Source organism: Variovorax sp. LARHSF232 (assembly GCF_052871435.1).
The window spans coordinates 674220-688225 of record NZ_JBIXJS010000003.1; the positions used below are offsets into that span (position 1 = coordinate 674220).

The window sequence follows — 14006 nt, forward strand, 5'->3', positions numbered from 1 at the left end:
GCCCTTGCGACGCCGAACATTCGGCCTGTGCACGGAAGTTGGCGTTTAACATTCCCTTACTTTTTAAGGGCCTGATGTGGAACGAGCCGACTTCGTTCATCTTGTTCGCCTGAGCGAACATGACAGTGCCGACGACAGCGCACGCTACCGAAGGGGCGTGGCTTTCTTCGCGGCGCTCGGCTACGCCTGGGTCATCGCCTGCCTGATGCTGGCGATCGGCATCCTGATCTGGATCGCCGCGTCCTTCGGCGACAAGGGCATGAACCATTTCAGCCGAGTCTGGCTGGGGCTGTTCGCCTTGGGTCTCTTGTGGGCGACCCTGCGTGCCCTGTGGGTGAGCTTCGACGAACCGGCCGGCGTGCCCCTTTCGCGCGAGGACGCGCCGCGCCTGTTCGATGCCCTGGACCGCATCCGCGACCGCATCGATGGGCCGCCAGTCCACCATGTCTATCTGGACGACGATTTCAACGCCAGCATCCGCCAACTGCCGCGCTTCGGCTTGCTGGGCGGCGCCGTCAACTACCTGAGCGTGGGCCTGCCCCTGTTGATGGCGCTGGACCGCCGGCGCCTCTTGTCGGTGCTGGCGCACGAGTACGGCCATCTGCGCGGCAACCATGGCCGCCTGAGCGCCTGGATCTACCGGACCCGCCTGTCCTGGCTCAAGCTGGACGAAAGCCTGCAGCGCAACGAAGGGCTCATGGCGGCGGTGTCGCAGGCCTTCTTCCGCTGGTATTTCCCGCGCTTTGCCGCCAAGACCTTCGCGCTGGCACGCCAGGACGAGTACGAGGCCGACCGCATCTCGGCCCAGCTCCTGGGCACCTCGGTCGCCGCGGCCGCGCTGACCGAGATCGCCGTCAAGGGCGCCTGGTATGCCGAGGATTTCTGGCCGTCCCACTGGGCGCGGGCCGCCAAGGAGGCCGAGCCGGCCGGGCCTTTCACGGCCTTGCGCATGCAACTGCGCGCCGCGCCCGACCCCGTCTTTGCACGCGAGGCGCTGCGTGGCGCCATGCGCCGGGTGAGTGACGTCGACGACACCCATCCGGTGCTGCGCGACCGTCTCGAAGCTTTCGAGGAGAAGGCGCAGCTGCCCGAATGGTCGGCCAAGCCCGCGCTCGACATGCTGGCGGACCAGGGCCAGAAGTGGATCGAGCACTTCGATCGCCAGTGGTGCCGCAATCACGCCAACGGATGGAAGCAGCACTTCGGCTACCTCGGCCGGGTGCGCGAGCGCGTGAATGCGCTGGCTGCCAGCGTCGGCCGCAACAACGCCGACGAAATGGTCGAGTGGGCCGACCTAGAGCGCCGGCTGGACGCCCACGCCGATGTGCGCTGCCGCTACGAGCGTGCCCTGCAAGTCACGCCCGAGCACGCTGGCGCCCTGCGCGGCTACGTGCAGATGCTGCCGGCGCTGGATCGTGCGGCGCGCCTGCCGGCACTCGAGCGGCTCTACCAGTCCGGCAGCGCCAGTCGCTGGTGGGCCGCCAGGGCCGCCGTGGCGCTGCTGGAGAACCCCGAGGCGGGAGCGCATGACGAAGCAGGGCTGAAGCAATGGCGCGCACGCCTCAAGGAGGCGGAGGAGGGCGAGCGCCGCGCCTGGGAAGAGATCACCAGCACCCCCTTTTTCAGCCAGATCGCCGCGCACGATTTGAGCGACTTCGAGAGCGGCGAGCTGCAAGCCGATCTGGTGCGCTGCCATCCGATCGCGCGGGCCTGGCTTGTGCGCAAGACCTTGCGCGAATTTCCCTGGCGGCGGGCCTACATCCTGTTCCTGGAGCTGCCCGGCCTGATCGACGAGGAGCGCTATCACCTGTGCCGCGAGCTCGAGCAGACGCTCAGCCTGCCCGGCGCCGCGCTGGTGCTGTGGGCCGCTCATTCGCCGACCCTGGAAGACATCCAGCGCCACGCCCGCGCGCCCTTCTGGACGCGCATCGCGTACTGAAGAGATTTTCGATTCGTGCGCCGCCGGGCCGGCTGGCGCCGAGGTCGATGGGACAATCGGGTCATGCACCCCAGAGCCTTGCTGGACGCCGCCGCGGAACTCGTCGGCCTCGTCCTGAAATTCGACCATCCCGCGGACGCTATCGTGTCGCGCTACTTCCGCGAACACCGCGAACTGGGCCAGCGCGAGCGCGCGACGCTGGCCGAGACCGTCTACAACGTGCTGCGCAAAAAGCTCCAGTACGACCACTTCGCGCCTTCGGGCAGTGGGCCCAAGGAGCGCCGCATGGCGATCCTGGGCTTTCACGGCCCCCGCGACTTCCTGCACAGCGCCCTGAACGACACCGAGTCGAGCTGGCTGAAAGCCTGCGATGCGGTGAAGACCGCCGATTTGCTGGAACGCCACCGCCACAACCTGCCGGAATGGCTTGTCGGGCCGCTCAAGGCCCAGCTGGGCGGCGAGTTCTGGCCGTTGGCCGACGCCTTGCTGCGGCCGGCGCCGCTGGATTTGCGGGTGAACGCCCTGACCGACAAGCGCGCCGACGTGCAGGCCGAGCTCAAGTTGGCCGGCATCAAGGCCATGTCCACGCCTCATTCGCCCTGGGGCCTGCGCATCGACGGCAAGCCGGCGCTGAACAAGCTCGACACCTTCACGCGCGGCGCCATCGAGGTGCAGGACGAGGGTTCGCAATTGCTGGCCCTGATGCTGGACGCCAAGCGCGGCGAGATGGTGGTGGATTTTTGCGCCGGCGCCGGCGGCAAGACCCTGGCCATCGGCGCCTGCATGCGCAGCACCGGGCGCCTGTACGCCTTCGACGTCTCGGCGCACCGGCTGGATGCGCTCAAGCCTCGGCTGGCGCGCAGCAAGCTGTCCAACGTGCATCCGGCTGCCATCGCGCATGAACGCGACGATCGGGTGAAGCGGCTGGCCGGCAAGATCGATCGGGTGCTGGTTGATGCCCCCTGCTCGGGCCTGGGCACCCTGCGCCGCAACCCGGACCTCAAGTGGCGCCAATCGCCCAAGGCGGTGGAGGAGTTGACGGCCAAGCAGGCCGCCATCCTGCAAAGCGCATCCCGGCTGGTGAAATCCGGCGGCCGCCTGATCTATGCTACTTGCAGCGTGCTGCCGGAGGAAAACGAAGCCATCGCCGAGGCTTTTGGCGCCGCCCATCCGGATTTCGAGCCGCAGGACGCCGGTGAACTGCTCGCCGCGTTGAAAGTGGACGGCGCGCCGGGCCTTTGCAGCGGCGGCGAGAGCGGTTCGCGCTACCTGCGACTGTGGCCCCATCGACATGACACCGACGGATTTTTCGCAGCGGTCTGGAAGCGCAAGTAAGGTCGGTGAAATTGGGTGATCCGGCCTAAAGGAGCAATTGGCGCGATTTCTTGAGGGAAATCAAAGGTCTTTTTTTGGCCGGTCCGGTAAAATCAGGCTTCAACCAACGAGCCCGCGCCTTCGCGCGACCATGGAGTACCAAAGTTGTTTTTTACTGATTCTGCTGTTGTGAGCTCGGCCATCGAGTGGCTTGCCAACGGCTTGTGGGGTCTCAGCTGGTGGCAGGTCGTCCTGTACACGCTGATCACCACGCACATCACGATCGCCTCGGTCACCATCTTCCTGCACCGCGCCCAGGCGCACCGCGCGATGGACCTGGGGCCGATCCCTTCGCATTTCTTCCGTTTCTGGCTGTGGCTCGGCACCGGCATGGTGACGCGCGAATGGGTGGCCATCCACCGCAAGCACCACGCCAAGTGCGAAACCGAAGACGATCCGCACAGCCCGCAGACCCGCGGCATCGAGACCGTGTTCTGGCGCGGCGCCGAGCTGTACCGCGCGGAAGCCAAGAACGTCGAGACCATTGCCAAGTTCAGCCACGGCGTGCCCGACGACTGGATCGAGCGCAACCTGTACAGCCGCTTCAGCTGGCAGGGTGTGGGCCTGATGCTCATCATCAACCTGGCCCTGTTCGGCACTCTGGGCCTCACGGTCTGGGCGGTGCAGATGCTCTGGATTCCTATTACTGCCGCCGGCATCATCAATGGCATCGGCCACTACTGGGGCTATCGCAACTTCGAGGCGCCTGACGCCAGCACCAACATCTCGCCCTGGGGCCTGATCATTGGTGGCGAAGAACTGCACAACAACCACCACACCTACCCCACCTCGGCCAAGTTTTCGGTCAAGAAGTACGAGTTCGACATCGGCTGGGTCTACATCCGCATGATGGAAGCCATCGGCTGGGCCAAGGTCAAGAAGGTGCCGCCCAAGCTCATGATGGGCGCCGTGCAAGCGGTGGCCGACGAGAAGACGCTGGAGGCGGTGATCGCCAACCGCTACGAAGTCATGGCCCGCTACGCGCGCGAAATGCGCCGCACCTGCAAGGGCGAGATCGAGCAGCTCAAGGCCAAGGGCGCCGACCTGTCGGTGCTCAAGGGCGCCAAGCGCTGGCTGCACCGCGATGACGACAAGGTGCCGGCCTCCGCCCGCCAGACCCTGGTGCAGGCGCGTGCCGCACACCCGGTGCTCGACAAGATGGTCACCATGCGCGAAGAGCTGCGCCAGATGTGGCTCAACACCTCGCAGTCGCGCGAGCAGCTGACGGCTGATCTGGCCGCCTGGTGCCACCGTGCCGAGGCCAGCGGCATTGCCGCCCTGCAGGACTTCTCGGTCCGTTTGCGCGCTGCGCGCACCTGAGCATCGCCGCCAAGTGCGGCGCCTAGAAAAAAAGCCGACCTCAGGTCGGCTTTTTTGTGCCTGCCGTTGTTCGACAGGCAAAGAAAAACCCGCTGGATCGCAGCGGGTTTTCAAAGGAGCGGGCCGAATTACTTCAGCTTGATTTCCTTGTATTCGACGTGCTTGCGCGCCTTGGGGTCGAACTTCATGATCGACATCTTTTCAGGCATCGTCTTCTTGTTCTTGCTGGTCGTGTAGAAATGGCCGGTACCCGCGGTGGATTCCAGCTTGATCTTCTCGCGTCCGCCTTTGCTCGTTGCCATGTGATGCTCCTTACTTAGGCTTGGCCGCGTGCACGCAGGTCTGCGAGCACGGCGTCGATGCCGTTCTTGTCGATCAGGCGGAGCGCAGCGCTGGAAACGCGCAGGCGAACCCAGCGGTTTTCGCTTTCGACCCAGAAACGACGGTATTGCAGGTTCGGCATGAACCGGCGCTTGGTTTTGTTGTTGGCGTGGGAAACATTGTTCCCGACCATCGGGCCCTTGCCCGTGACTTCACATACGCGTGCCATGAGGACACTCTTTCATGAACAGCTGGCACGGCATGGGAAATTGGATCCCCAGGCGGTGTGTTTCAGCTTGACCTCGCCAGAAAACGGGTGGCGGTAACCCGTCCTTGCCGGTGCTCGGGGTCGTTGCGACGCCGAACGCCATTTTTGGCAAAGCCGTGGATTATAGCCCGGCCCCGGGAACAGCGCTATTCCTGCTCCAGGAAGCGCTGGGCGTCCAGCGCCGCCATGCAGCCGGTGCCGGCGCTGGTGATGGCCTGGCGATAGACATGATCCTGCACGTCGCCGGCGGCGAACACGCCCGGAACGCTGGTCATGGTGGCAAAGCCCTGCAGTCCCGACTTGGTCAGGATGTAGCCGTCCTTCATCTCCAGCTGCCCCTTGAAGATGTCGGTGTTGGGCTGATGGCCGATGGCGACGAAGCAGCCCTTCACGTCGAGTTGCTCGGTGGCGCCGGTTTGCGTGCTCTTCAGGCGCACACCGGTCACGCCGCTGTCGTCGCCCAGGACTTCGTCCAGCGTGTGGAAGAGCTTGAGTTCGATCTTGCCTTCGGCTTCCTTGGCGTGGACCTTGTCCATCAGGATCGGCTCGGCGCGGAACTTGTCGCGCCGGTGCACCAAGGTCACTTTGCTGGCGATGTTCGACAGGTACAAGGCATCCTCGACGGCGGTGTTGCCGCCGCCGATCACGCAGACCTCCTGGTCGCGATAAAAGAAGCCATCGCAGGTGGCGCAGCCCGAGACGCCGCGGCCCATGAAGTGCTGCTCCGAGGGCAGGCCCAGGTACTTGGCCGATGCGCCGGTGGCGATGATCAGCGAGTCGCAGGTGTAGGTGCCGCTGTCGCCGGTCAAGGTGAAGGGGCGCTTGCCGAAGTCGACCTTGTTGATGTGGTCGAAAACGATCTGCGTCTTGAAGCGCTCGGCATGCTCCAGAAAACGCTGCATCAGCTCGGGGCCCTGCACGCCGTGCACGTCGGCCGGCCAGTTGTCGACGTCTGTTGTGGTCATCAGTTGGCCGCCCTGTGCGATGCCGGTGACGAGCATGGGCTGCAGGTTGGCGCGGGCGGCGTAAACCGCCGCGGTGTAGCCGGCAGGGCCGGAGCCGAGAATGAGGACCTTGGCGTGTTGCGTGGAGGACATGGAAGGGGAAGCCTGTAAAACGTGAAAAATACACGCGCAGTGCGTGTACATTTTGGATCAATGGTGGGTACGAAGTATCCGCGTACGGTTCCAAATGGGAGTCACGACGATTTCAATGCGCGCGATTGTATGAATCGATTGGATTCGGTCTCGCGCCTTTTTGAGGGATCCTGAAGAATGTCGATGCTGTCCAACCTCGAACTCCTCCGGCGCGTGCCGCTTTTCTCGGCACTGACCACCGGGCAATCGGCGAGCATCGCCGATGCCATCGTCAAGAAGCGCTTCAAGCGGGCCGAGATGGTGGTCGAGCAAGGCAAGAAGTCCGACGCCCTCTACATCATCCTCACCGGCCGCGCTCGCGTGATGAGCACCGACAGCCGCGGCCGCGAAGTGATTCTGGCCACGCTGCAACCGGGCGACTACATCGGCGAGATGAGCCTGATCGACGACGAGCCGCATTCCGCCACGGTGCGCACCGAAGTGCAGACCGACGTGCTCATGCTGGGCCGCGAAGCCTTCTCGCGCTGCCTGCCTGAAAATTCCTCGATGTCTTACAACATCATGCGCGGCTTGGTTGCGCGGCTGCGCCATGCGGACCGCAAGATCGAGTCGTTGGCGTTGATGGACGTCTATGGCCGGGTGGCGCGCTCCCTGATCGAGTTTGCGGCGGACGACGGCGCCGGCAACCTCAAGATCCGCGAGAAGATCTCGCGCCAGGACTTGGCCAAGATGGTCGGCGCCTCGCGCGAGATGGTCAGCCGGGTGATGAAGGACCTGGAAGAGCGCGGCTTCGTGCAGACGCAGCCCGACGGCTCGATGATCGTCAAGGAACGGCTTTCATCGCTTGCCTGAAGCCGCCGGCGGGCGGTCCGTCCTTTTGTGACAATGGGGTCCTCCCGCGGGGGCCTGCCATCGTTTTGTTGAAGAAGACAACGGCGTCCCCGCGCATGCGCGCGGGTAGACCGCCGTTTCTGCCATGACCTATTCGCTCAACACGCTCCAATCCAACGTCGGCGCGCAAGCGCAGCCGGCGCGCTCCCGCGCCTTGCGCTTCGCGCACGAGATCACGCTGATTGCCGGCTTCGTGCTTTTTCTGTTCTGGCTCCTGGCCATGCTCAGTTTCACGCCTTCGGACGCCGCCTGGTCCACCTCGGGCACTGGCGGTGAGGTCAAGAACTGGGGGGGGCGCATCGGCGCGTGGCTGGCCGACGGCAGCTACTACCTGGCCGGCTACTCGGTGTGGTGGTGCGTGGCCGCGAGCTGGCGCGCCTGGGTATCTTCGCTGGCTGGCTGGCTGCGTGGCGCCGAAGGTGGCCAGCACGAGCAGCCGCCGCGCGGCCGCTTCAACCGCAGCCGCATCGCCTTCTGGGGTGGCCTCATCCTCTTGTTGTGCGCCAGTGCAGTGCTGGAATGGTCCAGGTTGTATCGGCTGGAATTCCGCTTGCCCGGCCATGGCGGTGGCGTGCTGGGCTACCTGGTGGGCCCCTTGAGCGTGAAGTGGCTGGGCTTCACCGGCTCCGCGCTGGTGGCCATTGCCGGAGGCGTGATCGGTTCGGCCCTGGTGTTCCGCTTTTCCTGGACACAGATTGCCGAGCGCATCGGCGCCCGCCTGTACACCCTGTTCGAATCGCGCCGCGAGAAGCGCGAGATTGCGCAGGACATCGCGATGGGCAAGCGCGCCGTGCGCGAGCGTGAGCGCGAGGACAGCGTGCTCGGCGGCGAACGCGAGGCCGACGAGGTGGAGTCGCCCGACGAAGAACTGCGCGTCGAGCCGCGACCCAAGCGCCGCCCGCCCGCGCCGCCGGTGCAGATCGAGCCCGCGCTGGCCGAGGTGCCCAAGAGCGACCGCGTCGCCAAGGAGCGCCAGAAGCCCTTGTTCCGCGAGCTGCCCGACAGCAAGTTGCCGCAGGTGGATCTGCTCGACGCATCTCAGGGCCGGCAGGAAACCGTCTCGGCCGACACTTTGGAAATGACCAGCCGGCTGATCGAAAAGAAGCTCAAGGATTTCGGCGTCGAGGTGCGGGTGGTGCTGGCCTCGCCCGGCCCGGTGATCACCCGCTACGAGATCGAGCCGGCCACCGGCGTGAAGGGCTCGCAGATCGTCGGCCTGGCCAAGGACCTGGCGCGTTCGTTGTCGCTGGTGTCGATCCGCGTGATCGAGACCATCCCCGGCAAGAACTACATGGCGCTGGAGTTGCCCAACGCCAAGCGCCAATCGATCAAGCTCAGCGAGATCCTCGGCTCGCAGGTCTACAACGAAGGCAAGTCCATGCTCACGATGGGCCTGGGCAAGGACATCGTTGGCAATCCGGTGGTGGCCGACCTGGCCAAGATGCCGCACGTGCTGGTGGCCGGCACCACGGGCTCGGGCAAGTCGGTGGGCATCAACTCCATGATCCTGAGCCTTCTGTACAAGGCCGAGGCGCGCGACGTGCGCCTGCTCATGATCGATCCGAAAATGCTGGAAATGTCGGTCTACGAAGGCATCCCGCATCTGCTGGCGCCGGTGGTCACGGACATGAAGCAGGCGGCCTATGGCCTGAACTGGTGCGTGGGCGAAATGGAGCGCCGCTACAAGCTGATGAGCAAGCTGGGCGTGCGCAACCTGGCCGGCTACAACACCAAGATCGATGAAGCCAAGGCGCGCGGCGAGTTCGTCTACAACCCCTTCAGCTTGACCCCGGAAGAGCCGGAGCCGCTCAAGCGCGAGCCGCACATCGTGGTCATCATCGACGAGCTGGCCGACCTGATGATGGTGGTGGGCAAGAAGATCGAAGAGCTGATCGCCCGCCTGGCGCAAAAGGCCCGTGCCGCCGGCATCCACCTGATCCTGGCGACCCAGCGGCCCAGCGTGGACGTGATCACCGGCCTGATCAAGGCCAACATCCCGACCCGCATTTCCTTCCAGGTCTCCAGCAAGATCGACAGCCGCACCATCCTCGACCAGATGGGCGCCGAGGCGCTGCTCGGGATGGGCGACATGCTCTACATGGCCAGCGGCACCGGCCTGCCGGTGCGGGTGCACGGCGCCTTCGTGTCGGACGAGGAAGTGCACCGCGTGGTGGCCTATCTCAAGTCGCAGGGCGAGCCCGACTACATCGAAGGTCTGCTCGAAGGCGGAACCGTGGACGGCGAAGGCGATCTACTGGGTGAAGGTGGCGGCGACGGCGGCGAGAAGGACCCGATGTACGACCAGGCGGTCGAAGTCGTGCTCAAACACCGCAAGGCCAGCATTTCGCTGGTGCAGCGCCACCTGAAGATCGGCTACAACCGCGCCGCGCGGCTGGTCGAGGACATGGAAAACGCCGGCCTGGTCAGCGCCATGAGCGGCAGCGGCCAGCGCGAAATCCTGGTGCCGGCGCGCGCCGAGTAGGAAGACTGATTTGATGATGATGAAGCGCTTTTTGTTGGGATGCTCGCTGCTGCTGTTGCTGTCGACGGCGGCGGGCAGCGCCTGGGCCGGCGGCATGGAAAGCCTGGAAGCCTTCGTGAAGAACGTGCGCTCGGGCCGCGCCCAGTTCACCCAGACCGTGACGCCGCCAGCCAGGGAGGGCGAGCCGGTGCGCAACCGCGTGTCCACCGGCAGCTTCGAATTCCAGCGGCCCGGCAAGTTCAAGTTCGACTACAAGAAGCCGTTTGTCCAGCTGATCCTGGCCGACGGCCAATCGCTGTGGCTCTATGACGCCGACCTGAACCAGGTCACGCAACGCAAGCAGGCGCAGGCCTTGGGTTCCACCCCGGCCGCCCTGATCGCGGCCGCCGCCGACCTGCGCGCCCTGCAGGCCGACTTCGACCTGGAAGCGGCGCCCGAGCGCGATGGGCTGCAATGGGTCAAGGCCACGCCCAAGGCCAAGGACGGCCAGCTGCAGCATGTGCAGGTGGGCTTCGCCGGTGAATCGCTGGCAGCCCTGGAGATCCTCGACAGTTTCGGCCAGCGCTCGGTGCTGAAGTTCGACAAGGTCGAAGTCAACCCGGCGCTGCCGGCGGGCACCTTCACCTTCAAGACGCCCGCCGGTGCCGATGTGATCAGGCAGTAGCTTGGCTTCCTCCGGCGCGCACCAACCGCTTGCCGAGCGCCTGCGCCCCCGCAACCTGGGCGAGGTGATCGGGCAGCAGCATCTGCTCGGGCCGGGCATGTCGCTGCGCATCGCCTTCGAGTCGGGGCAGCCGCACTCCTGCATCTTGTGGGGCCCACCGGGCACCGGCAAGACCACCATCGCCCGCCTGATGGCTTCTGCCTTCGATGCGCAGTTCATCGCCATCAGCGCGGTGCTGGGCGGCGTCAAGGACATCCGTGAGGCAGTGGAACGCGCGCAGCTGGCGCGTGACGGCCTGACCCAGCAGCGCACCATCGTCTTCGTCGACGAAGTGCACCGCTTCAACAAGAGCCAGCAGGACGCCTTCCTGCCGCATGTGGAAAGCGGTCTCTTCACCTTCATCGGCGCGACCACCGAGAACCCGTCCTTCGAGGTCAACTCGGCGCTGCTGTCGCGTGCCGCGGTGTATGTGCTGCAGCCGCTCGGTGAAGTCGATCTCAAGAAGATCGTGGCCAAGGCCCAGGCCATCGACGCCGTGCCCGCCATCGAGGCCGCTGCCGTCGACCGGCTGGTGGCCTATGCCGACGGCGACGCGCGGCGCCTGCTCAACACGCTGGAAACCCTGGCGGTGGCGGCGCGCGCCGAGAAACTGGGCGACATCAGCGATGCCTGGCTGTTGCGTGTGCTGGGCGAGCGCATGCGCCGCTACGACAAGGGCGGCGAGCAGTTCTACGACACCATCTCGGCGCTGCACAAATCGGTGCGCGGCAGCGATCCGGATGCGGCTCTGTACTGGTTCGTGCGCATGCTCGACGGCGGCGCCGACCCGCGCTACATGGCGCGCCGCCTGGTGCGCATGGCCAGCGAGGACATCGGCCTGGCCGATCCGCGCGCGCTGCGCCTCGCGCTCGACGCGGCCGAGGTCTACGAGCGGCTGGGCACGCCCGAAGGCGAACTGGCGCTGGCCGAATGCGTGGTCTACCTGGCCGTGGCGCCCAAATCGAACGCCGTCTACAAGGCCTACAACGAAGCACGGGCCTTCGTGCAAAAGGACGGCACGCGCCCCGTGCCGATGCATTTGCGCAATGCGCCGACCCAGCTCATGAAGCAGCTGGACTACGGCAAGGGCTACCGCTATGCGCACGACGAAGACGGCGGATTCGCCGCCGGCGAGCGCTATCTGCCCGAGGGCATGGAAGCGCCCGGTTTCTACCGCCCGGTAGAGCGCGGCCTGGAGGTTCGCATTGCCGAAAAGCTGCGCGAATTGCGCCGCCGCAACCAGGACGCCGGCTGACCGAGGCTCCACGGCAGCGCTATACACCAGCGGGAAAACCCCGGCCTGCCGTGCCCCAAAACGGGGATGACAGTTGTCTACAATCCCGCCCACTAACCCGCGGCCAAACCATTGCTGGCGGGTTTTTTGCTAACTAGAGAGCCTCAGCGCCGACCCGGCGCATCAGGTAATAGAAAGCAGCTCCCAAGGCTGCAACGGAAAAGGGACCTCATATGGACATCTTGCTGCAACAGATCATCAACGGTCTGGTTCTCGGCAGCATGTACGCCTTGATAGCCTTAGGCTATACGATGGTGTACGGCATTATCAATCTCATCAACTTTGCCCATGGCGAGGTCCTCATGGTCGGGGCACTGACCAGCTGGACCATCATCGGCTGGATGCGCGAGGCCATGCCCAACTCGCCGGGCTGGCTGATCCTGATCCTGGCATTGATCATTGCCTGCATCGTCGCCGCGGTGCTCAACTTCGTGATCGAAAAGGTAGCCTATCGGCCGCTGCGCAACAGCCCCAAGCTGGCGCCGCTGATCACCGCCATCGGGATGTCGATCCTCTTGCAGACGATCGCCATGATCATCTGGCGGCCCACCAACAAGGCCTATCCGACCTTGCTGCCCAGCGAATCGATCCACATTGCCGGTGCTTCCATCTCGCCGACGCAGATCATGATTTTGGGCCTGACGGCCGTGTCACTGGCGATCCTGATGTGGATCGTGAACTTCACCAAGCTGGGACGCGCCATGCGCGCGACCGCCGAAAACCCGCGCGTTGCCGCGCTGATGGGCATCCGCCCCGACATGGTGATCTCGGCCACCTTCATCATCGGCGCCGTCCTGGCGGCCATCGCCGGCGTGATGTACGCCTCCAACTACGGCATCGCACAGCATGCGATGGGCTTCATTCCCGGGCTGAAGGCCTTCACCGCGGCAGTGTTCGGCGGCATCGGCAACCTGGGTGGCGCGGTGGTCGGGGGCATCCTGCTCGGCGTGATCGAGGCGGTGGGTGCGGGCTACCTGGGGGCGGTGACGGGCGGCGTGCTGGGCAGCCAGCACAGCGACATCTTCGCCTTCATCATCCTGATCCTGACGCTCACCGTGCGCCCCTCGGGCCTGCTGGGCGAACGTGTGGCCGATCGCGCCTGAGGAGTCCTGCACCATGAAAGACTCCACCAAAAAAATCGTCGTCTTCATCGCCTCGGCTGTGCTCCTGCTGGCCCTGCCGCTGGTGCTGCAGACCCAGGGCAATGCCTGGGTGCGCATCGTCGACATCGCACTGCTCTACGTCTTGCTGGCGCTGGGCCTGAACATCGTGGTCGGCTATGCCGGCCTGCTGGACCTGGGCTATGTGGCTTTCTTTGCCATCGGCGCGTACATATACGCATTGCTGAGCTCGCCGCACCTGACCGACACCTTCCCCGCCATCAAGGCCATGTTCCCGAACGGGCTGCATGTGTCGTTCTTCATCGTGGTTCCGCTGGCATTCGTGGTGGCGGCCGTCTTCGGCGTGATCCTCGGCGCGCCGACGCTCAAGCTGCGCGGCGACTACCTGGCCATCGTGACTCTGGGCTTCGGCGAAATCATCCGCGTGTTCCTGAACACGCTGGACCACCCGGTCAACATCACCAACGGCCCGAAGGGCATCCTGGCGATCGACTCCGTGAAGATCTTCGGCCTGGACCTTGGGCGCATGCTCAAGCTCGACGGCTTCTCGATCTCGTCGGTGTCGCTGTACTACTACCTGTTCCTGACGCTGGTGATCATCACGGTGATCGTGTCGCACCGGCTGCAGCTGTCGCGCGTGGGCCGTGCCTGGATGGCCATTCGCGAAGATGAAATCGCCGCCAAGGCGATGGGCATCAACACCCGCAACATGAAGCTCTTGGCCTTCGGCATGGGCGCGAGCTTTGGCGGCGTGTCCGGCGCCATGTTCGCCTCGTTCCAGAGCTTCGTGTCGCCCGAGTCCTTCGCCTTGATGGAGTCGGTGATGATCGTGGCCATGGTGGTGCTCGGCGGCCTGGGCCACCTGCCCGGGGTGATCCTGGGTGCGGTGCTGCTGGCGGCACTGCCTGAAGTGCTGCGCTACGTGGCAGGTCCGCTGCAAGCCATGACCGATGGACGCCTGGACGCGTCCATCCTGCGCCAGCTCTTCATCGCGCTGGCCATGATCGTGATCATGCTGGTGCGTCCGCGCGGCCTGTGGCCGTCGCCCGAGCATGGCAAGTCGCTCGTGCGCAGAAACGGGAAGCCGGTTGCCGATGGGTCCATCCAGGCACATGCGCCCGGCGTGGAAACGCCCGCCGATGAAGTTCCGGGCGAAGCCTCGCGTCCGATGTCGATCAATCCCTGAGAGCCGAGGA

At 65.1% G+C, this 14006-nt stretch carries 12 protein-coding genes; 9 read left to right on the forward strand and 3 right to left on the reverse strand.

Annotated elements, in window-relative coordinates; all coding sequences use genetic code 11:
- Positions 1 to 76 precede the first annotated feature (76 nt).
- From ACIPRI_RS12050 to ACIPRI_RS12060, 3 genes are all read left to right on the forward strand, one after another.
- Positions 77 to 1939, forward strand: a complete 1863-nt coding sequence (locus tag ACIPRI_RS12050; protein ID WP_446621662.1) for a M48 family metalloprotease — start codon at positions 77 to 79, stop codon at positions 1937 to 1939.
- 63 nt (positions 1940 to 2002) lie between these two features.
- On the forward strand, positions 2003 to 3274 hold the full coding sequence (locus tag ACIPRI_RS12055; RefSeq protein WP_446621663.1) for an RsmB/NOP family class I SAM-dependent RNA methyltransferase: 1272 nt from the start codon (positions 2003 to 2005) through the stop codon (positions 3272 to 3274).
- Positions 3275 to 3418: 144 nt separating this feature from the next.
- A complete protein-coding gene (locus tag ACIPRI_RS12060) occupies positions 3419 to 4633 on the forward strand; it encodes a DesA family fatty acid desaturase (RefSeq protein WP_446621664.1) in 1215 nt (404 codons plus the stop codon).
- A 128-nt stretch (positions 4634 to 4761) separates the two neighbouring features.
- Here ACIPRI_RS12060 and rpmG read toward each other — a convergent pair whose 3' ends face one another.
- The 3 genes from rpmG to trxB form a co-directional block, all read right to left on the reverse strand.
- Positions 4762 to 4935 carry a 50S ribosomal protein L33 gene (gene rpmG, locus ACIPRI_RS12065; protein ID WP_007830291.1) on the reverse strand — a complete coding sequence of 58 codons (174 nt, stop codon included), beginning with the start codon at positions 4933 to 4935 and terminating at the stop codon, positions 4762 to 4764.
- 14 nt (positions 4936 to 4949) lie between these two features.
- Positions 4950 to 5183: a 50S ribosomal protein L28 gene (gene rpmB, locus ACIPRI_RS12070; RefSeq protein WP_068640873.1), complete on the reverse strand. Its 234-nt coding sequence runs from the start codon at positions 5181 to 5183 to the stop codon at positions 4950 to 4952.
- Positions 5184 to 5368: 185 nt separating this feature from the next.
- Positions 5369 to 6319, reverse strand: coding sequence for a thioredoxin-disulfide reductase (gene trxB / locus ACIPRI_RS12075; RefSeq protein ID WP_446621665.1), 951 nt, complete (start codon positions 6317 to 6319; stop codon positions 5369 to 5371).
- Positions 6320 to 6496: 177 nt separating this feature from the next.
- On the opposite strand from trxB, the gene ACIPRI_RS12080 reads away from it, so the two are divergent.
- From ACIPRI_RS12080 to ACIPRI_RS12105, 6 genes are all read left to right on the forward strand, one after another.
- The gene (locus ACIPRI_RS12080; RefSeq protein WP_446621666.1) at positions 6497 to 7171 is read left to right on the forward strand and encodes a Crp/Fnr family transcriptional regulator; all 675 of its coding nucleotides are present in this window, start codon (positions 6497 to 6499) and stop codon (positions 7169 to 7171) included.
- A gap of 124 nt (positions 7172 to 7295) precedes the next feature.
- Positions 7296 to 9692, forward strand: a complete 2397-nt coding sequence (locus ACIPRI_RS12085) for a DNA translocase FtsK (protein WP_446621667.1) — start codon at positions 7296 to 7298, stop codon at positions 9690 to 9692.
- A gap of 19 nt (positions 9693 to 9711) precedes the next feature.
- Positions 9712 to 10356, forward strand: coding sequence for an outer membrane lipoprotein chaperone LolA (gene lolA, locus ACIPRI_RS12090; protein ID WP_446621714.1), 645 nt, complete (start codon positions 9712 to 9714; stop codon positions 10354 to 10356).
- Between the two features lies 1 nt (position 10357).
- Positions 10358 to 11650 (forward strand): replication-associated recombination protein A, encoded by a 1293-nt coding sequence (locus tag ACIPRI_RS12095; RefSeq protein ID WP_446621668.1) that lies wholly within the window; start codon positions 10358 to 10360, stop codon positions 11648 to 11650.
- Between the two features lie 212 nt (positions 11651 to 11862).
- Complete coding sequence (locus ACIPRI_RS12100; RefSeq protein WP_446621669.1) at positions 11863 to 12792, forward strand: branched-chain amino acid ABC transporter permease; 930 nt, start codon at positions 11863 to 11865, stop codon at positions 12790 to 12792.
- A gap of 13 nt (positions 12793 to 12805) precedes the next feature.
- Entirely contained in the window at positions 12806 to 13996 is a 1191-nt protein-coding gene (locus tag ACIPRI_RS12105) for a branched-chain amino acid ABC transporter permease (RefSeq protein WP_446621670.1), read from the forward strand.
- Positions 13997 to 14006: the final 10 nt, after the last annotated feature.